This window comes from Cellvibrio chitinivorans, assembly GCF_035117775.1.
Taxonomy (GTDB): domain Bacteria; phylum Pseudomonadota; class Gammaproteobacteria; order Pseudomonadales; family Cellvibrionaceae; genus Cellvibrio; species Cellvibrio chitinivorans.
On sequence record NZ_JAYKKN010000001.1, the window covers coordinates 669603 to 694839 of the forward strand.

The 25237-nt window shown below is 50.3% G+C and carries 18 protein-coding genes; 5 read left to right on the forward strand and 13 right to left on the reverse strand.

The genetic code is table 11. The features are described 5' to 3' along the window. Window positions 1-86 precede the first annotated feature (86 nt). Together SPL68_RS02860 and SPL68_RS02865 are read left to right on the forward strand one after the other, a co-directional pair. Entirely contained in the window at window positions 87-6686 is a 6600-nt protein-coding gene (locus SPL68_RS02860) for an outer membrane protein assembly factor BamB family protein (protein WP_323813555.1), read from the forward strand. A gap of 439 nt (window positions 6687-7125) precedes the next feature. Then, window positions 7126-8682 (forward strand): pectate lyase family protein, encoded by a 1557-nt coding sequence (locus SPL68_RS02865; protein WP_323813556.1) that lies wholly within the window; start codon window positions 7126-7128, stop codon window positions 8680-8682. Between the two features lie 79 nt (window positions 8683-8761). Here the strand turns inward: SPL68_RS02865 and SPL68_RS02870 are convergent, their stop codons facing one another. The 7 genes from SPL68_RS02870 to SPL68_RS02900 all read right to left on the reverse strand — a co-directional run bounded on the left by SPL68_RS02870 (window position 8762) and on the right by SPL68_RS02900 (window position 16680). Continuing rightward, window positions 8762-9439, reverse strand: coding sequence for a YkgJ family cysteine cluster protein (locus SPL68_RS02870; RefSeq protein WP_323813557.1), 678 nt, complete (start codon window positions 9437-9439; stop codon window positions 8762-8764). 19 nt (window positions 9440-9458) lie between these two features. After that, window positions 9459-10082, reverse strand: coding sequence for a cation efflux transmembrane domain-containing protein (locus SPL68_RS02875; RefSeq protein WP_323813558.1), 624 nt, complete (start codon window positions 10080-10082; stop codon window positions 9459-9461). Between the two features lie 86 nt (window positions 10083-10168). Beyond that, the gene (locus SPL68_RS02880; RefSeq protein ID WP_323813559.1) at window positions 10169-10519 is read right to left on the reverse strand and encodes a DUF3147 family protein; all 351 of its coding nucleotides are present in this window, start codon (window positions 10517-10519) and stop codon (window positions 10169-10171) included. 11 nt (window positions 10520-10530) lie between these two features. Further along, entirely contained in the window at window positions 10531-13638 is a 3108-nt protein-coding gene (locus tag SPL68_RS02885; protein ID WP_323813560.1) for an efflux RND transporter permease subunit, read from the reverse strand. Between the two features lie 13 nt (window positions 13639-13651). Continuing rightward, the gene (locus SPL68_RS02890) at window positions 13652-14914 is read right to left on the reverse strand and encodes an efflux RND transporter periplasmic adaptor subunit (protein ID WP_323813561.1); all 1263 of its coding nucleotides are present in this window, start codon (window positions 14912-14914) and stop codon (window positions 13652-13654) included. After that, window positions 14911-16212: a TolC family protein gene (locus tag SPL68_RS02895; RefSeq protein WP_323813562.1), complete on the reverse strand. Its 1302-nt coding sequence runs from the start codon at window positions 16210-16212 to the stop codon at window positions 14911-14913. The genes SPL68_RS02890 and SPL68_RS02895 overlap by 4 nt, the downstream gene beginning before the upstream one ends. A gap of 93 nt (window positions 16213-16305) precedes the next feature. Beyond that, window positions 16306-16680, reverse strand: coding sequence for a hypothetical protein (locus SPL68_RS02900; protein WP_323813563.1), 375 nt, complete (start codon window positions 16678-16680; stop codon window positions 16306-16308). 173 nt (window positions 16681-16853) lie between these two features. On the opposite strand from SPL68_RS02900, the gene SPL68_RS02905 reads away from it, so the two are divergent. From SPL68_RS02905 to SPL68_RS02915, 3 genes are all read left to right on the forward strand, one after another. Then, window positions 16854-18359 (forward strand): methyl-accepting chemotaxis protein, encoded by a 1506-nt coding sequence (locus SPL68_RS02905; RefSeq protein WP_323813564.1) that lies wholly within the window; start codon window positions 16854-16856, stop codon window positions 18357-18359. A 197-nt stretch (window positions 18360-18556) separates the two neighbouring features. Next, window positions 18557-18967 (forward strand): MbcA/ParS/Xre antitoxin family protein, encoded by a 411-nt coding sequence (locus SPL68_RS02910; protein ID WP_323813565.1) that lies wholly within the window; start codon window positions 18557-18559, stop codon window positions 18965-18967. After that, window positions 18967-19638 carry an RES family NAD+ phosphorylase gene (locus tag SPL68_RS02915; protein ID WP_323813566.1) on the forward strand — a complete coding sequence of 224 codons (672 nt, stop codon included), beginning with the start codon at window positions 18967-18969 and terminating at the stop codon, window positions 19636-19638. Before SPL68_RS02910 ends, SPL68_RS02915 begins: the two co-directional genes overlap by 1 nt. Window positions 19639-19661: 23 nt before the next feature. Here SPL68_RS02915 and SPL68_RS02920 read toward each other — a convergent pair whose 3' ends face one another. Genes SPL68_RS02920 through SPL68_RS02945 form a run of 6 tightly spaced genes read right to left on the reverse strand, consistent with a single transcriptional unit; the run spans window position 19662 to window position 25229 of the window. Then, entirely contained in the window at window positions 19662-20927 is a 1266-nt protein-coding gene (locus tag SPL68_RS02920) for a hypothetical protein (RefSeq protein ID WP_323813567.1), read from the reverse strand. Between the two features lie 17 nt (window positions 20928-20944). Beyond that, window positions 20945-21400: a potassium channel family protein gene (locus SPL68_RS02925; RefSeq protein WP_323813568.1), complete on the reverse strand. Its 456-nt coding sequence runs from the start codon at window positions 21398-21400 to the stop codon at window positions 20945-20947. Window positions 21401-21402: 2 nt separating this feature from the next. After that, window positions 21403-22614 (reverse strand): organoarsenical effux MFS transporter ArsJ, encoded by a 1212-nt coding sequence (gene arsJ / locus SPL68_RS02930; RefSeq protein WP_323813569.1) that lies wholly within the window; start codon window positions 22612-22614, stop codon window positions 21403-21405. Next, the gene (locus SPL68_RS02935) at window positions 22607-23827 is read right to left on the reverse strand and encodes a hypothetical protein (protein WP_323813570.1); all 1221 of its coding nucleotides are present in this window, start codon (window positions 23825-23827) and stop codon (window positions 22607-22609) included. The genes arsJ and SPL68_RS02935 overlap by 8 nt, the downstream gene beginning before the upstream one ends. Before the next feature lie 26 nt (window positions 23828-23853). After that, window positions 23854-24858: an ArsJ-associated glyceraldehyde-3-phosphate dehydrogenase gene (locus SPL68_RS02940; RefSeq protein WP_323813571.1), complete on the reverse strand. Its 1005-nt coding sequence runs from the start codon at window positions 24856-24858 to the stop codon at window positions 23854-23856. A gap of 26 nt (window positions 24859-24884) precedes the next feature. Further along, window positions 24885-25229: a metalloregulator ArsR/SmtB family transcription factor gene (locus SPL68_RS02945; protein ID WP_323813572.1), complete on the reverse strand. Its 345-nt coding sequence runs from the start codon at window positions 25227-25229 to the stop codon at window positions 24885-24887. Between the last annotated feature and the right edge of the window lie 8 nt (window positions 25230-25237).

The window sequence follows — 25237 nt, forward strand, 5'->3', positions numbered from 1 at the left end:
ATTGCTAGCATGCGTGCTCTGGCCAAGGGTCTCTGGCCAATTTCCTAATAAATTTAATAAATTGATTCCTTATGGAAGGGGTTTGTATGTCCGGACGTTCTGTTCGTTTGCTAGCTGGCGTGTTGTTGTGTTCGCTATTTGTCGCCTGTGGTGGCGGCGGAGGTGGTGGGGGTGGAGGCGGCGGGACTTCATCTGTTGCGCCTTTGGATACTGACCGCGATGGTCATCCCGATAGCACTGATGCATTCCCCAATGATCCCAGTGAGTGGCTCGACTCTGACCGCGACGGTGTGGGCGATAACAAAGACCGCTTCCCGAATGATGCTACTGAGACTGTCGATACCGACAATGACGGGATTGGCGATAACGCCGATACCGATCCATTAGGGCAAGCGATCCCGGCTTGGACAACCTATCAAGCCAATGCCAAACACAGCGGCCATATAGATATCACCCTCACTACCAGCAACTTCAAGCAGCGCTGGAGCACCAACCTTGCGCTGTCCTCCGCCATTCCGGGCGCGGCGGGTGACGGCTATATTTTCCTCAATCAGGGTGGCCAGCTGATAGCGCTGGATGCCCGTACCGGTACCACCCTCTGGACCCAATCTCTGGCGGGCGATTCCTTTTATGGGCTTAACCAGCCAGCCTACGCCGATGGCATTGTCTATGTACAAACCGGCGGTTATGAGGATGCCTTTCTCTGGGCGTTTACCGCGGCGAATGGTGCACCGGTATTCAAAACCAAGCTGGAAGATCAGTGGAGTAGTTTTTTCCCTCCAACCATCGTGGATGGCACTGTGTATATCGCCGGAGGTTACTACGGTGGAATGTATGCGATTGATGCCAAAACCGGTGCGCAAAAATGGTGGCAGACCCTTAACCAGTACGATCAATTTACCCCTGCTATATCAGGTGGCTATGCCATCGCCTATACCGGCCAATACTCGCCCAAACTGACCGTTGCCAACCGTCTTACCGGCAATGTGGATTTTGAAATTCCCGATCCGAATTTTGTCTGGGGCGGTTGGAGTATGAACCTGGCACCAGTGGTGGCGGGTGATTATGTGCTCGCTAACTATCAGGGCCGGTTAGTGGCGTTTAACCTTGCGAGCAAAACACTGGCATGGGAGCTCGGTTCTACTTTTAGCGGCCAGCCAGTGGTTAAGGGCGATCAGTTTTACATTATCAATAATGGTGTGATTGAAGGTCGTGCCATAGCGACAGGTGCGCTAGTCTCCACCATCAGTGGCAGCAACAGTTTTATCGGCGATCCACTGTTGACCAACAACCTCTTGTTTGTGCGCGACGCTCAAAATACCTATGCCTATCTATTGGAGACAGGTGTATTAGCTTGGACGTTGAACAACACCTCCGGTGGTATGTTGATGGCGGAAGGTGCGCTAGTTATTTTTAGCGCGACTGGCGTGGTGGCAATTGATCTTGAAGGCGATATAGATGCAGATGGCCTGCCCGATTGGTGGGAAAAGCGCCTGCATAAAAACATCAACCCTACCGCCGACACCGATGGCGATGGTTTGACCGGATTGCAAGAATTCAATCTGAATACCAACCCGACAATCGCTGATACCGATGGTGATGGGCTGTTGGATGGCGAAGAGTCCAGCGGCGCTAGCTCGCCCTTAATCGCGGATACCGATGGCGATGGTTTGGGTGACTACGCCGAAATAAAAACCCATCTGACCGATGCCACCAAAGTGGATAGTGATGGCGATGGTTTAAGTGATAAAGAAGAGATCAGCGTTGGCTTAAACCCGCTCGACGGTCAAGACGCCCTTGCCGATAGCGATGGCGATGGCTTTTCCAACCTCCATGAGCTGCGCGCCAATACTGCGTTTAATGACGCTAATTCCCGCCCGCAAGCGAGTGACTGGTCGCGTACTTCCGGCAATAACCAGCGTAATCGCTACAACCCTTTAATGTTGGATGACAGCCGCTTTAGCGAGCGCTGGAGCAGGAGCTCGGTGCAAACGCTCAGCATGCCGGTAAGTGCGAGCGATACCTTGATTATGCGCACCGCCAATAGCCAGCTGGTAGGTTGGGATGCAGGTACAGGTGCAGAAATCTGGCGCAACACAACGGCCAATAGCAGCGATACCAACCTCGCCACTCAGGATGGCAAATTGGTGTATTTCACCAGCCAAAATGGCACTGCGAGTTTTGTGGTAGTTAATGCCGCGACCGGCGCTCAATTGCGCAGCAAGACCTTGGGCAGCAACTCCAACAATCGCCTGCCTATCTTGGGCAGCGATACACTCTATGCCGTCGCCAGCAGTGGCCGTTCGTTTGAGGCTTACAGTCTGGCGAGCGGGAATTTACTGTGGAGTTCAAACGCCGCCAGCGATTATTTTTACAATAGCGAGCGCTTCTTGCTGGGTAATAACCAGCTAGTTGCCGTAGGCAGCAGTTCGCTCAATATTTTCTCGGTTACTAATGGCAGTTTGTTAAGACGCATCACCCTTGAGGGCTACATCGAGCAGGTGATGATGGGCACCAGAGACAACCTGATTGTGCAAACCCAGGATGGCAAACTCAGCAGCATCAATACCGCCGATGGCACCCGCAGCTGGCTCAACCCGGATTGTCCGGGCTACCGTACCGCCTTGGGCAATGGCCATGTGTATGTCATGGGCAATAACAAACTCTGTGTGATCAACGAGCAAACAGGTGCGCTCAGCTGGAGCATGACGCTGCCCTACAACTGGGGTTCAAACAATATAGTCCTGACCGCCAGCCATCTTTTCTATTCTGATGGCAGCACTACCTATGGCCTGAACCTGACCACGCGCACTATTGCCTGGAGTATTGCCAAGGGCGCTGCCGAGTTGTCGATGGGGGTTGATGGCACCCTGTATCTGTTCAATGGCAACCAAGTGACTGCGGTGGATACCCAGGGCGATACCGACAATGATGGCCTGCTGCAATGGTGGGAGCGCCGCTATGGCGGCGATCTGGATCCGGCGGTTGACCTTGATAGCGACGGTTTGAGCAACCTGCAGGAATACACGGCCAAAACCAATCCGCTGGTGGCCGACACCGACGGCGATGGTTTGACTGATGGTTATGAGCTGAATACCAGTGGCACCAACCCATTGCGCGCCGATTCGGACAGCGATGGTCTAAGTGACGGTGCCGAGCTGAACACTCACGCTACCAATCCTCTCTTGGCTGATACTGATGGCGATGGTCTGGATGATGCGCGCGAATTGGCGCTCGGCTTGAACCCGCTCGATGAAAATGATGCCACTGCTGATAGCGATGGCGATGGCTTCAGCAACCTCGATGAAATCTACAGTGGCACCGACCACAACAGCGCCGCCAGCACTCCGCACTTGGGTGATTGGGCGATGACACAGGGCAATGCCGCCCACAATGGCTTCCAACCCTATCGCCTCGATGAAGCTGACTTTAGCCTGCGCTGGAGCAAGCGTTTTAGCCTGCCAATCTCGCCTGTGGCAACCGGCGACAGCCATGTGTTTGTCACTCAGGGTGGCAACTACTCCAGTGGCAATAGTCTGCTGTCGCTCAATGCGGTAGATGGCAAGCAAGAATGGAAGCAAGATCTGTCACAAATCTACAATATCAGCGCACCCACCTTTAGTGTTGGTCAGGTAGTTGTGCAGGCCTCGAACCCAACCAGCATCCGCCAATTTAATGCAGATTCCGGTGCGGCAGCGACCAGTGTCAGCTTGGGTAACTCTTTTTACGCGAGCCAGCTGCGCCCCAGTGTGTTGGGCAATACCGCCTACTCAATGGCGCACAACGCTATTGTGGCAACGCGCTTGGATACAGGTGCAAACCTGTGGAGTGCCAGCGTGTCCACCGGCAATGATATGGCACTCAATGACCAGTACCTGTTTTATACCTACAGCGCGCAAATCCATGCCTTGAGTCGCACTACCGGTACGGCCGCGTTTAGCATCGATACCCAAGCAAACGCCAACCCTAATCTAGTATTGGGTTCACGCAACAATATCCTCACTCACGCCAATGATTTGATCAGCTACGACATAGCGACACGCCAGATTAATTGGCGCGTCAATGATCAGTACTACAATGAAAGTGTCCTGCCGGTTGCCGCCAATGGGCAGGTGATCTACCTGACTAATGGCTCGCTGACGGCGGTGGATGAAATCAATGGCCAGCAGCGCTGGAGCTGGCGTCCGGATAGCTATTATCTGAACAGCAATATCATTGCGACCCTCAGTCATATCTTTGTTGCCACTAGCAATACTACCTATGCGCTCTCGTCCAGCACCGGTGAGCTGCTCTGGAGCTATGCAGCGGGTGGACGCTTGGCATTGGGCGCCGATGGTGCACTCTATATTCAGGCGGATCAGCAGTTGGTGGCGATCAATCTGGAAGGTGATAGCGATAACGACGGCCTGCCCGACTGGTGGGAGCGTCACTATGGTTTGAATCTGCAGGATGCCAGCGATGCAGCGCTCGATCTGGATGCCGATGGCCTCACCAATCTGGAAGAGTTCACGCAAGGCACCTACGCCGACCAGACGGACTCGGATGGCGACCAGTTGAGCGATGCTGATGAGGTGAATACGCATCACACAGATCCGACCAGCATAGACTCGGATGGCGACTCCATGCGCGACGACTGGGAAGTCAGCAATGGCTTCAATCCGCTCGATGCCGCTGACCGCGATCTGGATACTGACGGCGATGGCATACCTAACTACTCCGAGTATCTGGTGGGCACAGACCCGAACAATGCGCTTTCGATTCCGCCCATGTTCAGTGCGGGCGTTTATTCGTTCGAAGATGCCAACTTACCTGCTGGTTGGGTGTTATCGGATACCACCACTGATGTCAGTATCAGCCTGAATAACGCCAGCCACGGCACCAAAGCCCTGCAAATGCGCTATGAAGCAGACATAGGTTTTACCGGCTTCTTTAGCGCCAGTGATTTCTCGCTCGATGTGAAAGCGAATTGCGACTATGCCGGCACCTTGGACGTTTATGTGGATGAGCAGTTGATGGGCAGCATCTACGTGACTACCAGTTGGGCTAGCCTCAAGACGGTTATTCCATTGGGAATGCACACGATCAGTATTCGCAGTAACAGCCAGTCTTGCGCGATTTATCTGGACAATCTGGTGATTCAAACGGCGCAGACCAATACCCAATTGGGGGTGCAGTTTGTAAGTCTGTACAACAACAGCTTGCAATTTATCGATGCCAATAAAACTCTTGTAAGAAGCCTGGGTACCGGCCTATCGGTGCAGGATGCAACTGTGCAGAGCATCGCCAGTATCGGCAATGAAAAACTGGTAGCACTGTTTGGTGGCAATCAGGTTCGTTTGGGGGTGCTGGATTTGGCCACTTTTAACTGGCGCTACTTCGATGGTTTGGGCGCGCTCAGCTACTATTCTGACGTTGGCGGCCTAGTGGCGGCAGCGGGTAACTTTGCCTATGCGACTACCTGGAATTCGGCAACCAATACCGGGGGGATCGACAGGGTCAATCTGACCTCTGGCGCGATTACCCGGTTTGGTTCGCACAACTACACCTCGATTGCCTTGGACTCAGGTGGTTTTATCTACGCCTATAGCAATTCGGTGGTGTACAAGTACAACCCGAATACGCTGGCGCTGGTCAGCCAGATGAACACGGTTGATGCACGGCAAATCCTGATCGATAGCGAGGATCGCCTGATCGCAGTGGCTTATAACGAAGTAATTCGCTACAACGCCCAGCGCTTGATCGACCAGCGGGTGAGCGTCAACTCTGCGCGCACGGCCAGTGTTAATGATCGCAACGAATTGTTGGTCATTAACTACGACAACCAGATTGTCTGGTACTCGGCGGATTGGCAGCGTGCGCAAACACTGGCGATACCAACAGTTTATCTGGCCAGTTTCCCGCAGCCGGACAGCGATAGCGATGGACTACCGGATTGGTGGGAACTGGCCAATGGCCTTGATCTCGATAGCCCGGGCGATGCTGCGCTAGATGGCGATAACGATGGCCTGAGTGCCTTGGAAGAGTTTGCAGTCGATACCAATCCTGCGCTTGATGATACCGATGGTGATCTGGTCAATGATGGCGATGAGGTCAACGAGTTCAATACCAATCCGAATGACCCGGATTCGGATGACGATGGCTTAACCGATGGCGAAGAAGTCTATCAATATCACACCAATCCGCTGCAAAGTGACTCGGATTCGGACTCCATTAGCGATCTGCTGGAAGTCACCCATTTTATGACTGACCCGAATGATGCGCAGAGCAAACCCGCCGCGCTGGTGAGCTTTGCAGAGTCATTTGAGCAGTCGTTTACGGGCTGGATTACGCCGGCTAATACTCATGCGGGTTGGACGGTAACTGATGGCGTTGCATCAAATGGCACTAAGAGTTTGCGCTCAGGTGCGATTGGCGATAGCCAAAACTCTGCGGTGGAATGGGCCGCAGTATTTAATCAATCCACATTGAGTTTTGATGCGCGGGTTTCCTCTGAAAGCTGTTGCGATAGTTTGTATGTCTATGTAGATGGTGAGTTGAAACTCTACGTGCAATCCATCGATCAATGGCAGTCGCAAAGTTTGCCGATCAGCGCGGGTTTCCACACTATCAAATTCGTCTACCAAAAAGATGGCAGTGTTGCCAGAGGCGAGGACGCCGTTTGGATCGACAACATCCGCGTGCAATAACAATTGTTGGACTGAGCAAAAAAGAAAACCGATCCCCGCGATCGGTTTTCTTTTTTAGCCTGTATCTTTTTAGTGCGGCGTACAAACTACAGCGAGCTTCAGTAACACGCGTTACTAAAGCGCCACGGACAAAAATCAGCGCTTGTCACTTTCCGAAACGGGTAAATATCATCCGCTAAATTTATATGGATTTTGGCGCCATTAGTGCGTAGATATATTGCGAGCGACATAGAGAAGCCGTAATGTCGCGCCTCGCTCAAGTGCGCTCTATATTTAGTTACCAGAGGTATCGATTAGCGCCTAGGCGACAATAAAAATAACAGCCATAAAAAATAAAAAAGCGTTCGCAGTCGTTACCGGAATTTTATTCCCCAATCGACAACACAGGCATCTCGGTCAATCCGTCCTAATAATGAATAACCAAGACGAGATTGTAATTATGTCCACTTTCCACAGCTCTACTGCGCAAAAAAATGCAGCAGGTTTTACCTTAAAAACTATGGCTGCTGCTGTCGCTTTGTGCGCTGGCTCGACGGCTTTTGCAGCGGCGTCCGGTGGTTTCGCAACTACCGATGGCGGCAATGTTTCGGGTGCAAAATCTTTCACCGCTGCAACCTATCAAGAGATCAACACCATCATCGCTAACGCGCGCTTGGATTCCAGCGGCAATAAAGTGACTGGCGGTGCTTACCCGCTCATCATCACCTATACCGGCAATGAAGATTCGCTGATCAACCAGATCGTAAAAGATCACACAGTCGACGCCAACGGCAACTGCCCCAAAGCGCACTGGAACGATGCCTACCGCGAAGTGCAAATCAAAGAATTCACCAAGGGGATTACTATTCAGGGTGCCAATGGTTCTTCGGCCAACTTTGGTATTACTTTGATCAAAAGTGAAAACGTGATTATTCGCAATATGAAAATTGGTGCGCTCGGCGGTGCTAATAACGACGCGGATATGTTGCGCGTGGATAACACCTCCAACGTGTGGATTGATCACAACGAATTGTTTGCTGTTAATAACGAATGTAATGGTTCACCCGATGGCGACCTGACATTTGAGAGTGCGCTGGATATCAAAAAAGATTCCAAAAATGTCACTGTGTCTTACAACAATATTCACGACAGCAAAAAAGTCGGTTTGGATGGTCACACCTCGGTTGATTTCCAACGCAACATTACTTTCCATCACAACATTTATAAAAATGTAAATGCGCGCTTGCCTCTGCAACGCGGCGGTTGGACGCACATGTACAACAACCACTACGACGGCATTACCGGTTCCGGTATTAACGTGCGTCAGGGCGGCTATGCGCTGATTGAAAACAACTACTTTGAAAATGCGCTTAACCCGGTCACTTGTCGCTACGACAGCAGCAACTGCGGCTTCTGGGATCTGCGCAATAACAACGTAAAAACCCCGGGCGATTTTGCAACTTACAATATCACTTGGTCTAGCGGTGGCACTGTTGATGCGACTAATTGGACAACCACGGCGCCTTTCCCGATCAGCCTGCCATACAGCTACTCGCCAGTGTCAGCTGACTGTGTGAAAAGCAAATTGGCAAGCTATGCCGGTGTAGGTAAAAACGGTGCGCAATTGACCAGCTCTGCATGTGGTACCAGCACCAGTTCGGCAGCAAGTTCAGTGGCAGTTTCTTCTTCCAGTAAATCATCAAGTTCCGTTGCGGTTTCATCGAGTTCCGTTGCGGTTTCGTCATCCAGCAAATCTTCCAGCTCAAGCAGCGTAGCAAGTTCAGCGGGCGGAGCGCCGGTATTAACTGGCACAGGTGACTATCCAACTGGCTTCTCCAAATGTGCTGATCTGGGTGGCACTTGTTCAGTAACTTCAGGGGATGGCTGGGTAGCTTTTGGTCGTAAAGGTAATTGGGTAGTGAAGAAAGTATCTGTACCTGGTTCAATCGCCTGTACCGTTGCTGCCTTCGGTTCAGATCCGCAAGGCAACCCGAACAAATGTTCGTACAAAAAATAATGTTTAACAGCTAGTTGTGAAAGTAAAAAACCGATCCCAAAAGATCGGTTTTTTTGTTTTCGAGCAATGAATTGATTAATTACTCAACCACAATTGCGGTTTGAAAAGTTTGCTTGCCGCGCTGATAACGTTTGAGTGCATTTGCATCCTTAAATACTTCTACCAATGCAGTAGTAAAATCGTAGACGCGATTATCTTTTCCGGTCTGTTCTGCGGCGGCCTCAAAACCTTGCGTAAGCGCATCGGCGAGCATGGCGACATCTTCAATCATACCCACCGCGATTTCCATATTGCCCGGATCATTAAACGATTGTTCACAGGCAACTGCATCGGTTGAATGAAAGTTGCGGCAGCGAAAGGGGCGCGCGGGATAAACGCTGCATTGATTATCCACCAGCATCGGGCATTTTAAATTGGTGGTGAGGTGCTGTTCAGGCGTGAGTGTGCGAATAATTGCCGCGTTGCTTTCTGCCTCTGCAAGCACAGTGTGAATTTGTTCTGCTGAAAAATTTTTACTGATGTAATTTTTCAGCAACAATATTTCATGCGCGCGCACTTCTACTTTGTAATGACAACAAAACGCGCAACCTGCTTTACACGCAGGTTTGTTTGGCGATTCATCAAACGCTGTCGCGATAAGATTATCGTAGCGCTCATAGGATTTACTTAGCGCAGTAGGTGCGTCTTTTAATTTGGCAATCTGCGCTGAGGATTTTTGGTATTCAGTCAGCGCAGCGGTTTGGAAAATATCGGTCATCGAATCAACATCAAAAAAATTAATGGCGGTGCAATTCTTGTCGCGCTTGTTTGATCACCTGTACAGAAGCCGTCAGCGCCAGCGTTCCCATGATCGCCGCGACAATAAAATCCGGCCAGCCGGTGCCAGTACCAAATACACCCACCGCCGCCAACACCACCGCGATATTGCCCAGTGCATCGTTGCGCGTACACAACCACACACTGCGCATATTGCTATCGCCATTGCGATAGGCATACAACATGATCGCCACACTCACATTCGCCGCGAGTGCAAGAAAACCAATCAACGTCATGGTATGTGCATCCGGCACTACGTCGCTCACTGCATTCCAAACGGCATGAGCAAGCACCGCTATCCCGAAAATCCCCATAGACGCCGCTTTCACCAATGAAGCCTTAGCGCGTGCCTGCACACTCATTGCCAACACCCAGATGCTAATACCGTAATTGGCCGCATCGCCGAGAAAGTCGATGGAATCAGCAAGCAGCGACACCGAATTAGCGCGCTGGCTAAAAATAATTTCCACCACAAACATCAACGCATTAATAATCAACGCCACCCATAAAATACGGCGATATTTGGGATCGGGTGAATGCGAAGGTTCATGATCGTGGTCGTGATTGCAACAGCTGGCACCCATGGGATCTCCCCTATCAATAACTACTATTGTGATAAATGTTGGGGTTCGCAAGCTCACCCCAACCTGCAGCGGCTGCTAGCGTTTAATTACCAAAGTTCAACGCCAAAACGCTTTACCACCAATGCAAACAACACAAAACTGACGATGGTAATTATGGCTGACATTCCCAGTGCTAACCAGAAACCAAAGCGGTTAAGCAGCATTGGGAAAAATAAAAACATCGGCAGTGTTGGCACTACATACCAAAAGGTATACCAGGCATGGTTGGCGATTTTCGCAGCGGGTTGATTCTCGATAAATAACCAGGTCAGCGTGAGTAACGTCACCAGCGGCAGGGCGGCAATCAGACCGCCCAGCTTATCGCTGCGTTTGGCAACTTCGGAAATCAACACCACCATAGCGGCAGTGATTAAGTATTTAGTAATAATCCAGTTCATAGTTTCTACGTTTAGTGTTTGATTGATTTCCGGTGAACCAACGCATAAAGAATCGGCAACACCACCAGCGTTAATAATGTGGATGAAATAATCCCGCCAATCACCACTGTCGCTAATGGCCGTTGTACTTCCGCACCGATTCCTACATTAAATGCCATAGGTACAAAACCGAGGCTTGCGACTAACGCAGTCATCAATACCGGGCGCAAGCGCGTGAGTGCGCCTTGGATGATTGCGTTAATTAAATCGCCGGAGGTGTGATGGAGCTGGCGGATAAATGCGAGCATGACCAAGCCATTTAATACCGCTATGCCGGAGAGTGCAATAAAGCCGACACCTGCACTCATGGATAAAGGCATGTCGCGCAGCCAGAGTGCGAGTACGCCGCCGGTGAGTGCTAGTGGCACGCCGGTGAAAATAATCAGTGCGTCTTTTAGTGAGCCAAATGCCATTACCAATAATGCGATTACCATTAATAGTGTTAATGGAACAACAATCGCTAAGCGTTTACTCGCGGATTCGAGCTGTTCAAAAGTGCCGCCGTAATCCAGCCAATAACCCGTGGGCAATTTTACTTGTTCACTGATTTGCGTTTGCACTTCTTGTACAAATGAACCCAAATCGCGGCCGCGCACATTAGCGGTGACAATCACCAAACGCTTGCCATTTTCGCGGCTAATTTGGTTGGGCGCTGTGGCTAAATCGACGCTCGCAATTTCGTAGAGCGGCACAAAATTGGGTTCGCCCGCGATGGGCACTGGCAGACGTTCGAGTGCGCGTAAATCGGTGCGCAGATTTTCGGGTAAACGCACGACTAATTCAAAACGGCGGTCGCCTTCATAAATTAATCCGGCAGTTTCACCAGCAATCGCTGCTGCAATAAAATCCTGTACTTCGGTCATGGTTAAACCATAGGCCGCGAGTTGGCGTCGCTTGGGTGTAATGGTCAGCATGGGTAAACCTGTGACCTGCTCCATGCGCGCATCGGCAGCACCGGGAATTTTTTCCAGCACTTCCAAAATTTCCGCAGCGGATTTTTGTAATTGCTCAAGGTCATCACCAATCACTTTAATGCCCAAATCCGAACGCACACCGGAAATTAATTCGTTAAAACGCATTTGAATCGGTTGGGTGAATTCGTAATTGTTACCGGGCAAGTTGCTAACCGCCTCTTCAATCGCTTTTACCAAATCCTGTTTGGAGCGTTTAGGATCTGGCCACTGATCGCGCGGTTTAAAGATGACAAAGTTATCGGCAACCGAAGGCGGCATAGGGTCGGTGGCGACATCGGCAGTGCCGAGTTTGGCAAAGACTTTATCCACTTCGGGAAATTCTTTAATGCGCTCTTCCAAAATACTTTGCATGGAGATCGCTTGCTCAAGTCCAGTGCCGGGAATGCGCAGTGCGTGTAGCGCTATATCGCCTTCATCCAATTGCGGAATAAATTCGGAACCCAAACGTGTAGATAGCCACACACAGCCAATCACTAATATCAACGCACTTGCCAGAATAACTGCTTTGAAATTTAACGCAGCAACTAACAGCGGTTGATAGCGATCTTTTAACCAGCGCATTGCACGGTTTTCATGCTCGGCAATATTGCCATTCATAAAAAGGGCGATAGCGGCGGGTACAAAGGTGAGCGATAAAATTAGCGCGGCGGTCAGTGCAATCACTACCGTAAGCGCCATAGGGTGAAACATTTTTCCTTCCACACCTGTGAGCGTAAATATCGGCAAGTACACCAGCGTGATAATGCCCACGCCAAATAAACTTGGGCGAATCACTTCATTGGTAGCTTCATAGGCGAGTTGCAGGCGGGCTTTTACATCCAATGTTGCGCCGCGCTGCGCTTCACCCAAACGGCGAATGCAGTTTTCAACAATAATCACCGCGCCATCCACAATCAAACCAAAATCCAATGCACCCAAGCTCATCAGGTTTGCAGATACTCCGGCGTTGACCATGCCGGTAATGGTCATCAGCATAGAGATGGGAATCACTGCAGCGGTAATTAAGGCCGCGCGCATATTGCCGAGTAATAAAAACAATATGGCGATAACCAGCAGTGCGCCTTCAAGCAGATTTTTTTGCACGGTATCGATAGTTTTATCCACCAATTGCGTGCGGTCATAAACGGCTGTTGCAGTTACACCCTCTGGCAGTGAGCGATTAATGTCTTCCAGTTTAATTGCCAGCGCTCGTGCAACAGTGCGTGAGTTTTCGCCCATCAACATCATCGCAGTACCCAGCACAGTCTCGCGCCCGTTTTGGGTTGCTGCTCCGGTGCGCAGCTCATTGCCAATCGCTACTTGTGCCAAATCGCGAATGCGCACTTTTACACCGGCGTTGTTGCGGACAATGACATTTTCAATATCGCTGATATTGTCCAGCTGCCCTGGTGTGCGCACTAATAATTGCTGGCCGTTGCGCTCGATATAACCGGCACCGCGATTATTATTGTTCGCGTTTAATGCGCTGATGATGTCGTCAAAGCTCAGCTTCCACTGCAATAATTTCACCGGATCGGGGGTGATGTGATACTGCCGTGTGTAACCGCCAATCGCGTTGATTTCCACCACGCCTTTTACTTGCATCAATTGCGGGCGAATGACCCAATCCTGCAATTCGCGCAAAGCCATTGCGTCAAACGTCTCTCCATCGTTTTGTGGGGTGTCCTTCGCTTCCACCGTGTACATAAATATTTCACCAAGGCCAGTCGCGATTGGCCCCATAGTCGGCGAAATATTTTCGGGAAGATTGGATTTAATTTGACTGATTCGCTCGTTAATTAAATTGCGCGCAAAATAAATATCCGTGCCCTCGTCAAATACCACAGTGACTTGCGATAAACCGTAACGGGAAATCGAACGGGTGTAGGAAAGTTTGGGCAAACCGGCGAGCGCGGTTTCTACCGGATAAGTAATGCGCTGCTCGGTTTCCAGCGGCGAATAGCCGGGCGCTTCTGTGTTGATTTGCACCTGCACGTTGGTGATGTCGGGCACCGCATCAATCGGCAAGCGCTGGTAATTCCAAATGCCCAATGCGATAAGAAAACCTACGGTGGCGAGTACCAGCCAGCGCCGCGCAATCGCGGTCTGTAATAGAGATTCAATCATGCTGGCTGCCTCCTTAGTGATCGTGAGAGGCGCCGGATTTCTCCAGATCCGCTCTGAGCAGGTAAGCGTTTTCCACCACATAACTATCGCCCGGGTTTAATCCGCCCAGCACTTCAGTGAATTCTCCATCGCTGCGCCCCAACTCCAGCGGGCGAATTTCATAAGTGTTGCCAATTTGGATAAACACCACCTGCCAGTCGCGGAAAGGCTGCAAGGCGCGGGTGTCGATCAGCAGCGGCACCGGGGTTTGGGCTACATCCACCCAGCCCTCCACTGCCTGATTGGGCACCCAGTTACCGGCGCTGTTATCCACCGGCGCATGAACTTCCAGTGTTGGGGTGTCGCCGTGGCGCGGGGTGATGTACTCGATTTTGGTGTTGGTTTGTTGGCCGTCGGCCTTGATCGTCACTGTCTGGCCGTTTTTGATCTTGGTGGCATCGGCGGGAAAGGCTTGTAAGTGAAGTTCAAGTACACGCTCATCGAGGATGCTGAACAGCACGCGATCTGCAGTAAATTCACCAGCATTGGCGTGGCGCTCAACTACAGTCCCATCAATCGGCGATAGCAACGGGTACTCGCGCAGACTCTCGTTGGATTCGACCGTCGCCAACACATCGCCTGCTTTTACGCGCATGCCGATGCTGGGGTTTACCTTGCGAATCAAACCCGGGTAGCGCGCCTGAATATGGCTCAGGCGCAGCGGGTCGGCGACTATATTGCCGTAGAGTTTGATGCGCTCTTGCAGCACTCCCTCACCTGCGATGGCGGTAGTCAGGCCGGAGGCTTGAGCGACAGGCTCGGCCATAGTGATGCGGCCTTCGTAGGAGTCGTAATCCCAGTGGTAGCGTTTGCCGGCGTGAGTCGCGGTGACGCTGACATCAAACGAATGCGGCTCTTCCACTACGCCCTGCCCGCGCAGAAAGTCCTGCTCGACCTTGAATGGGAACACATCTTCGCGGCCGCCGAGACGGGTGAGTTTTACTTCCAGTTGCCATTTGCTTGGTTTGAGGGGCTTGCCATCTAAAGTCGCCCAAGCGCGATATTCAGGTGGAACATCCTGCTCAAAAATCGCCAGTTCCAGCACAAAATCATCTTTTACTAACAAGCGGCCATTGTGAGAGCCTTTTTCAAATTCGGGCTCTGCGTGTTCTTCATCACCGTGACCATGGCCGTGATCGCCGGAGGCGAAAATCGGGTTAGCCAAGCTGAAGGCAAGGCCGAGCATCAGGGTTTTTACAAAGGTATTGATGATGGGTTTTATGGCTAATCGACTCATGGGGTCACCTCAAATTCTGTCGCTGGTGCAGTCGCTGATTGCGCGGATGCAGTCAGTCGCTCCAATTCAATGCGGGTTTCGTGGGCGCGCAGCGCGGCGCTGATCAGTTCGGCACGGGTGTCCAGCAGCTCGCGTTGCGCCATAGCCAGTTCGAGCGAGCTATAGCGGCCCTGCTCAAAGGCATTGGCGGTAGCGCGGCTGGCCTCCTGCATCAGCGGCAAAATGCGCTCGCGCAGGCTTTGCACCTCGCTCCAGGCTTGCTGGTGTTGGCTAAAAGTTTGATTCAAGCGAATTTGCAGCTGGGACTTGGCGCTATCTTCGGCGAACTCGGCGGCATCTTGCTCGGCGCGGGCAGTTTGCAAGGCGCCGCTTGCACGTTTGCCGCTGCCAAGTGGCATGCTTAATCCGACTACCAGTGCGGTATCGCTAGTTTCTTGAAACTGACGCACACCAGCACTCCAGCCGAGCGTCGATTTACTTTCCGTTTCAAGCTTGCGCAGTTCGGCGGCGCGCAGGCGGCTGGCGTCGCCCAAGAGCGCCAAATCCGGGTTATGTGCAAGACGGGATTGCCAGTTGGCGAGGCTTTCTGGCCCTAGGTTTTCTAGATGGCTTAGTGCAAACAAATCGCCGCGCGCGCGGGTGAAATCCGGCGTGGCATCGGCCCAGTAAGCGCTCAGCTGCATGGTTTCCTGCTGTGCCTGCTGGCGGGTTTTTTCCAGTGCGATTTCGGTGCGCGCCAAGGCGGCGCGGGCGCGCATCAATTCGGCTTGCGGGGTGCTGCCAGCCTGTACACGTTTGATCAGGCTGTTCACCAAATCTTGCGTCAGTCGCTGCGCTTCCTCTTCCAGCTTCACCTGTTCCTGCGCTGCCAAAAGGGCGACAAAACGGTAATTCACCGCCGCGACCAGATCCAACACCGCAACGCGCCTTTCACTTTCCAGCTGTTGCTGGCGCGCTGTTGTCACGGCAACACGGCTATCGCGCTGGCCATGCAGTTCGATTATCGATGCGAAAGACAGGGTAAATTCAGCCGCATCTGCACCTGTGTAATCCCCTGAACCAGCGAGATTTTCTGCCTCCAGTTGGATATGGGTTTGCGGCCGCAAATTGGCGCTGGTCTGTTCCCCCACCAAGGCGGTGCGGCGGAATTGATAGCCCGCGAGTTGCGGGTTGTGCTGCAAGCTGAGGTTGAGCGCTTGCTGCAGGCTGATCTCATTGGATGAGTTGATTGTCTGCGCCGAAGCACAGGCAAACGATGCGCTGGTCGCAAGAACCAGTGCAGTTAATAAGGTTTTCATAGCAAATCCTGACCACTTTTTATCAAGTAGGCGCTTTTTCGGCGCAAGCTATTCATCAGAACTGCGCGTGCAGTTCACATCAACAACGAATACTCAGGCAGTCAGTGGAGGGGCGCGCAACTGAGGCCGCGCAAAGGGTCTGTGGGTGGGGACAAGGGTGAAGTAGGGGGTGCTGGAAATCTGCCGGGGCGGTTGCACCAGAAATAGCGCAATCACCGCAAACAGAATTAAACCCAGATCCAGTTTGCTCAGCTTGGCGATGGCCGATTGCATCCAATCGACATCGGCATCCTGATGCTCTTCATCGGCATGGTGTTCCGGATGATCGCTCAATCCATGCATATGCACCGACACCGGCGGCTCCTGCCCATCAAAACAAAAATGCCCATGCGCACCCAACCAGCTGCCGAGCAGCCAGAGCGCGAATGCCATAAAGGCAAAGTGATGAGCGAGTTTTGGTTTGCGCATAAAAAGCAGAAACGGTTGTATGAGTGCCAAGCATAACCAAGAGCGCAGAGTCTGCCTAGGTTTTATCCGGCGCGGCACTGGAATAAGCACTCAACTCGGGCTAGCTTAAATGCTGGCACCACCGAATGAGTGACGAATAAACATAATCTGCACAGCGAGAACGGAGGCACCCTATGCTCGTGAATATTTCGGTTTCCAAACGCTTGGGCGGCGGTTTTGCATTGGTGACACTCACCTTTGTTGCACTGCTGGTATTTGTCGCCTATGCCTTTCATCAGGAGCACAGCACTACCAAATTATTGTTGAGTAATTTTATTCCTGGCACCAGCGTGCTCTACTCATCAGACCGGGATTTACAGCAGGCGCTGGTGGCCGAGCGCACGCTAATCGCAACTGATCCCGCGAGCGATAAAATCCCAACCCTGCTGGAAGAGCACGCCGAAAATAAACAGCAGGCGCGCGACAGGGTCGATCAGTTTTTCAGCCTGATGGACGATGCCCAACTAAGTGAGCAGATGAAACTCTACGCAGGGTTGCGCGATCAGTGGGAGGCTTCAACCGATCAGGTAATCGCCCTGATAAAACAAGGTAACCAAGCAGCTGCCTTGCAGTTGAGTACCGGAAAAGCAGCCGACGATTTTGAAGCCATGCGCAATCAGCTGGATTTAATGCAGGAGCGCTTGGAGCAAATTCTGGCAGCCAAACATGAATCGGCTGTGGCCAATTTTAACAGCACCTCAATAGCCATGATCATCACCGGCGCTATCGGCATAGTACTGGCGATCATTCTCTCCATCGCCCTGTTCCGCAGTATCACCACACCTTTGCAGACAGTGGCCAATGCCGTGCGCCAATTGGCCGAGGGCGATTTAAGCTTCCGCAATAGTGATACGCGCAAAGATGAATTCGGTCAGCTGTTGGGTGCGATGAATGATTCCATGGAGCGCCTGTCGCAAACCGTGACCGATATTCTGCAAACCTCAGATGCGCTTTCCAGCGCCTCGGCACAGGTATCGGCAACCACCCAAAGTTTGAGCCAAGCCACCACTGAGCAGGCCAGCAGTGTCGAGCAAATCTCGGCAACCTTGGAGCAAATTTCCAGTTCGGTGGCGCAGAATTCCGACAACGCCAAAATCACCAACGGCATAGCTTCCAAAGCGGCGCTGCAAGCCAAAGACGGCGGCCAGACGGTGACTAAAACGGTGGATGCAATGCGTTTGGTTGCAGAAAAAGTCGCCATTATCGATGACATCGCCTACCAAACCAATTTGCTCGCCTTGAACGCTGCAATTGAAGCTGGGCGCGCAGGCGAACACGGGCGCGGTTTTGCCGTGGTTGCGGGTGAAGTGCGCAAACTCGCTGAGCGCAGCCGCGTTGCCGCGCAGGAAATTGATGCACTGACTAACGGCAATGTGGTTTTGGTGGAGCGCGCCGGAAAAATACTGGGCGACATGGTACCTGCGATTACCAAAACCTCGGATTTGGTACAGGAAATTGCCGCCAGTTCGACCGAGCAATCGAGCGGATTATCGGAAGTGAATGTCGCCATGAGCCAAATTAACAGCGTCACCCAACAAAACGCAGCCGCCGCAGAAGAACTGGCCGCCACCGCTGAACAGACCAACGACCAATCGCAACACCTGCATCACTTGATGTCGTTTTTCAAAGTGGCGAGTTAATCGCCGCTTCCTGAATTTTCTTTAGTAAATATCTTGATTATCACCAGTGGCTAACCAGCCGCTGGTGATCGCTATTTTTGCTTTTGGTGTCCAAGTCGAGATCCATTTAAATTGTATATTTTAAAACGCATAGTTTGATATTGTTCACTTTTGAACATATAGTAAAGGGAGATGTAAAAATGCAGGAGCAAAAAACCATGAGCAAGCCACAACCTCAACCCGCTATAGATGAAGTACAAATGAGCCGTGTCGCTGTGAAATTGTTCTTTGGCATAGCAGAAGAATGGAGTCTTACCGACGAACAGCGTTGCACCCTTGCCGGACTTGGCACCCGCACCACCCTGCACAATTGGCGACAAAAACTGGCGGCGGGTGAACCCATCAAACTGGGCAAAGACACTCTTGAACGGCTGTCTTACCTTGCCGGTATCTACAAGGCGCTTCAGTTGCTCTTTGCCGATCCGGCACAGTGGAAAAACTGGGTGCGCAAACCCAATCGCGATTTTGGCGGTGCATCTGCACTGGAGCGTATGCTGGCCGGCCGGGTAGTGGACTTGGTAGATGTACGCCGCTATCTGGATGCATGGCGCGGCGAGGCATATGTTTGATGACAGCACCTACCCAATACAAGGAAGTTCACAGCAATAGCTATCGCCTGATCCCCAGCCATTTCCCGCCTATCTCACTTTTTGAAAATCTACTCGACCCCGCCGAGCTGGATGCCGCCTACGCGCTCGAAAGCCTCACCAATGACCGCCTGCAAGATCAAGCAGGCAATATCGCCTTGGTTGCCCCTGAGGATCGAGTTACTGGTATGGGAACTACGGCCATCATGGCTGCCTTTACCCACATCGGAATTGCCAGCCGCTTTACCGATGGCCGCTTCGGTATTTATTACGCTGGTTTGAGTTTGGAAACGGCGTTGGCTGAATCGCGCTTTAGCCGCACGCGCTTCTTACAAGCGACCAATGAACCACCGCTGATGCTCACCATGCGCTGCTACACCTGCGAGCTGCACACAGAGTTGGTCGATCTTCGCGCTGATCCGCAAGTTCACAACCCGGACAGTTTCGCTTATGCCCAAACCTTGGGGCGGCAATTAAAAGCGCAAAACGAAATGGGGATTTTGTATAACTCGGTTCGTCATCTGGGCGGTGAATGCATCGCTGCATTGCGCCCAAAAGCGTTAACACCACCGGCGATACAAGCGGGGCATTACCAGTTTTATTGGGATGGAAATTTGATCACGCATGTGTTGGCGGTATCAGAAATTCAGTAACTACCTCAGTAACTACCCTGCATCTATCCCGCCACAAATACCGGAGCAAAACCACCACCTTGAGTGCGGAAGTTGGTGGTTTGCCCCTGGTACAGGCGCGCGGCGAGCAGCTGGATTTTTCCAGCGTAAACGTAAGCGCGAATATCCATTTTTAATTGCTGTTTTTCTTCATCCACTAGAATGCCGCGCTCGCTCGGCGGCACTTGCTGTTGCGCGACATAATCCGCTTGCAAAATATCCTGCCACACACTTTTAGTGAGTTTGTCACCGCGATAAGCCGCCTTGCTGCCGTAACCGGTGGCTGGTTTAAAAAATAAGTGTTTGCGCATCTGCCAAAATTCATCGGCGCGCTCGCTGCTCACTAATTGGGTGCGCGGAATACCGGCGATCAATAAATCAATATCCTCAGTTGCAGCGCCAAGCTCAGCGAGTTGCTGTGCATCGCTTAATAGCGTGAGGTTGCGTTTATCGGCATAAAGCGCGTGATGAAATGGATTGGGTGTGAGTACAACCGCATCTTGTTCGTAAGCCGCGCGCAAAGTTTGATTGTTTGGTTGAGCGAGCGAGAAATCCGTGAGTCGGTTATAGACCAAATCGATAGTGTGATTTTGGCAGTGCACTTCTCCCGCAATCAATTCCAGCTCTTGCGGATCAGCAATCAACGTGCGAATCCCCGCCCGCTCAAATAATTCTTGGGCTAATAAAAATTCCGGATAGAGAAATTGACTTGTGGGATTTTCATCGACAATAGCAATAGCGCGCAGTGGTTGGTCGCCGCGTGCCAATTGCCACTCACGTAAAAACATGGCGACAAATTCAGTTTCAATTTGTGGTTGTAGCAGTGCAGGAAAACTATCGCTTGCATTGCAGCAAGCTGTTTGTGCGCTGAGTAAAACTGCATTTAAAAAGCCGCCGCCGGCATTGGTATTAATTTCAATAATCTGTGGACCTGCATCGCTTAAATGAAAATCGAACCCCATAAAAACACCGGTGGTTGGGCTGGGTATTTGGGCAATTTCGGGCGCATTGCTTAACGCGAGCGTTCGGTAAGCGGGCAACTCAGTAACACGCATTACTGATGCTACCAGTTGTTGCAACTGTTGCCACTGCTCTGGCGAGACAAACACGGCGGTATGGGAAAACAATTGCTGCTGATGTTGTAATACTTCGGCAGGTAATTTTTGTGCTTGTAGCTTGGTTATGAGCTGGTCGCGGTCAAGGGTTTTACAGAAGCAGCCGCGATTTAATAACTCAGCGGCAGAGTTACAATCAGTTGTGCAATTGCTCATGTTTCACCTATCGAGATTTATTTAACCCGCCAATGTTTTTGCATTTCCAAATACATAAATGAAGCAGTCCAGGCGATAAGCAACAGACCTAAGAGTGCTTCAACTCCCGCTAGAAAACGCAACCAACCAGTGGGCGCCAAATCACCAAAACCCAGTGATGTATAACAGGTAAGTGAAAAATAGATGCAATCAATAAAGCCGGTGCTGGGTGTACCAAATAAACCATGACCAGCCAAGTCACCACCTACCAGTTGCCCGAATCCGCCGGCTTGCATATAAAAATAATAACCAGCGGCAAAAATAAGCACCTCAATTACGTGAGCAAAAAAGCAGGCGAATAGGCTGAATAAAATACTGATGCGCGGCGAGCGTTTTGCACTGAACAGGGTGTTAGTCAGTATATTGATGGTTTCAAAATGAATTAATACACAGAGTGCAACAATGAGAAAATTAACCAACAAAGAGATTAGCATGGTTACTCAACCTGTTTGGTTTGGGTATTGGGCAAACCCATAGAAATAAACACTACCAGCAATAAAAAAATCGCACTGCCCCATAGGCACAATGAAAGTCCGCCCTGCTGATAAAGGTAGCCGGAAAGTAGTGTTCCAACCAAGCGCCCGAGCGCATTAGCCATATAATAAAAACCGACATCGAGCGATACGCCATCGTCCTTGGCGTAGCTGACAATTAAATAGCTGTGCAGCGATGAATTAATCGCAAACACAATACCAAAAATAATTAAGCCGCTAATCAGGATGGTTTCTATGGCGTCATAGGTCGTTATAGCAATTGCCAGTGCCGCAGTGATGGCAGCAAGCACGCTGGCCCAACCAAGTGCTGCCGTTCCGCCCGGCGCCGATTGGTGTTTGCTGCGCAAAATAAAAGGCACTAGGGATTGCACGATTCCATAGCCGATAACCCAGCTCGCTAAGAAACCGCCGGTTTGCCAAAAATCCCACTGCAACTGGCTGGATAAAAACACCGGCAACGCAACCACAAACCAAATATCGCGTGCACCAAATAAAAATAAACGCGCCGCGGATAAAAAATTAATGGCGCGGCTTTTGGAAAACAGTTCGCTGAATTTGGGTTTGTTTTTGGCTTTGCCTAAATCCTGTTGCAACAGTAGAACACTGCACATCCATACCAAAGCTAATACAGCAGCCATTAATATCACAGCGGTTTTAAATCCAACTGTAGCTAGCAGTAGGCCACCGAGAAAAAATCCCACCCCTTTTAATGCATTTTTAGAGCCGGTTAGCAAGGCGATCCATTTAAACAAGCGCCCCTGCTGATCGCCGGGCAGCAATTGTTTAATCGCACTTTTAGCACTCATCTTATTTAAATCTTTGGCGACACCCGAGAGCGCCTGCGCACCCATCACCAAGGGCACGCTTAACCATGATGTAGGAACAGCGAGCAGCGCAAGCGCGATAACTTGCAAACCCAAACCTATATTCATGGTGCGATTCAAACCAATACGCGCACCCAAATAACCGCCGAATAAATTAGTGACCACACCAAAAAATTCGTAAAACAAAAACAGACTGGCAATCGCGAGCGGCGAATAACCCAGCTGATGAAAGTGCAACACTACCAACATGCGCAGTGCACCGTCGGTAAGCGTAAACGCCCAATAATTACCCGTGACGATTGCGTATTGTTTTATTGATGAACTAATCATATTTTGCAAGCATCAAATCAGTGTAACCAGCTTCATCGAGCCCGCCCTTCTGGATAATTGCCAAATATGCTTTTTGAGCCAAAGCAATGCCCTCATGAATAATTAACGATGTTGAAGTCTTTCCTCTATCCGGAATTTTTTCTTCGGCAGATATTTCACCATTATGTACAGCCTGAGAACGAAGATTATAAATTGCTTTAAACAACCAAAAATTTCTTTTTCGCTCCTCAAAGTCGCCACCAACTAATAACGATCCGATAGTTCTAAACTGAAAGGACAGCTGATCTTTAGTACTAGGAGCGGTCAGTATGCACTCTAGAGCTATTCCTAAATCAATTGCTTTTTGAGTTGTATTCATCGTATTCATTGCTTGCCCTAGCCTAAAAAGTCCAATTTCAATAGGCTTTCTCAATTTTGGAGGAATATTTAAAAAAGTATTTAGCGTGTTTTGAAAATGTTCAATTTTATCTGAACCAAGTTCTTCCATCATGTTTGGCAGCTTTAACTCTGGATAGTAATTTCGATGAACATCTAGCCACCCGGAGAACGGGGCTCCACTTTCAAGTAATGTCCACATTCCTAAAAATGCAGGTGATTCCCTTTCTGTAAATAGTCCAAGAATAGATAATACGTTCCATTTGTAATTTTCAACTTGTTGTGCAGCATTGAGTTCATCATCACTTGCTTCATGATGAGAACTAACAGTTTTTCTTTCAATTAGAAAGGAGTATGGAAAGGAATTATTTCCTGTTTTCCGTATTAAATTGTTTAGATGCTCAAAGTTTAAATACGGAGGAATTTTGCTAGTAAGTAAAAGATCGTGATCTAACTGAATATCCTGTTCAATTCTTAAAGCTGGAATAACAGAGGTAATATTCAAATTATGACTATCCAATTGCAGATACCTGATTAGCTCTTGGGTGGTGTTATTCGAATTTGTTTCGTTAGCTCTTTTAACTAACCAGGTGGCTAAAGTGCCAATGTTTACCGTTGTATGGTTCGGAAATAAGCAAAAAACTTTATTTTGAAATCGAGAAAATACAGGACTGCGTAGAAGCTCGATAAAATTCCAGCCTGCAGGAGAAATAGGATATTGTTGATAATACTTTTCCCAGTCTCCCCATGTATGAAGCATGTTGTGAAGTACCATATCAGATTTGGCTGCTTCTAATCTTGTTTCAAAAACTTTCCAATCAAACTCTTCATGCAACATGCTCTGTTCCTTTTTTGTGTACTTATTTAATTTAATCCCACAATCCTCGCCAACTCCGCCGTGCGATTTGCATAACCCCACTCGTTGTCGTACCAAGCATAAATTTTTACCAAGGTGTCATTCACCACCATAGTGGATAGCGCATCCACAATCGACGAAAGCGGATTGCCGCAAAAATCGCTCGATACCAGTGGGCGAGTTTCATAGCCGAGAATATCTTTGAGATAAGTTTCGCTCGCCGTTTTCAACAGCGCATTTACTTCTTCAACAGTCGTATTGCGCTCAACTTCAAATACACAATCTGTAAGCGAACCAGTCGCCAGCGGAACACGTACCGCATGGCCATTTAATTTTCCGCGCAGCTCAGGAAAAATTTCGGCAATCGCTGTAGCTGAACCGGTACTGGTCGGAATTAAATTGGAGTGAGATGCACGTGCGCGGCGCAAATCTTTGTGAGGTTGATCGAGAATCGATTGGGTATTGGTTAAATCGTGAATGGTGGTGATGGCACCGTGTTTAATGCCGAGTTTTTCGTGAATCACTTTCACTACCGGTGCAAGGCAATTGGTGGTGCAGGAAGCAGCAGTGACAATGCGATGCACAGCGGGATCAAATAAATGATGATTCACACCCACTACAATATTCAGTACTTCTGGCTCTTTCACGGGCGCGCTCACCACCACACGTTTTACACCCTGATCCAAATAGGCTTGCAGTAATTTTACTTCGCGCATTTTTCCGCTGGCTTCAATCACCAAATCACATTGGCTCCAATCGGTTTCGCCAATAGTTTTATTGCGCGTAAAGGCAATGGCTTTGCCATCGATATAAATAGTGCTCTCGTCAGCATTGGTTTCTGGCGCCCACTGGCCTTGCACTGAATCAAATTTTAATAAATGTGCAAAAGTCGCGGCATCGCCGGCGGGATCATTAATCTGCACAAATTCAAATTCCGGCCAGTGCCAGCTTGCGCGCAGCGCCAAGCGGCCGATGCGACCGAATCCGTTAATGCCAATTTTGATTTTTTTCATTGTCGTTCTCGTAGAGTTAATAGTGTTTAACAGCAGCGGTTGGGGCGATCTTCCATTTCACACAAGCGCAGGTGATTTTCTTCCAGCCATTCTTTATTGGCATCGAGCAGAGTTTTTAGAATTTTATTCACCCATGCTGGCAATTCAGGGTGTAAGCGGTAATACACCCACTGACCTTTGCGTCTATCCGCCAGCAGACCTGATTCACGCAGCAGCGCCAAATGGCGGGAAATTTTGGGTTGAATTTCATCGAGCGCGCAGGTGAGTTCGCATACGCACAGCTCCTTTTCGCGCGCGATTAGCAGAGCAATGCGTGCACGAGTCGAGTCAGCAAGGGCTTTACAGAGGGAGTCGGGGGTAAATTCGGCCATTGGGTGTC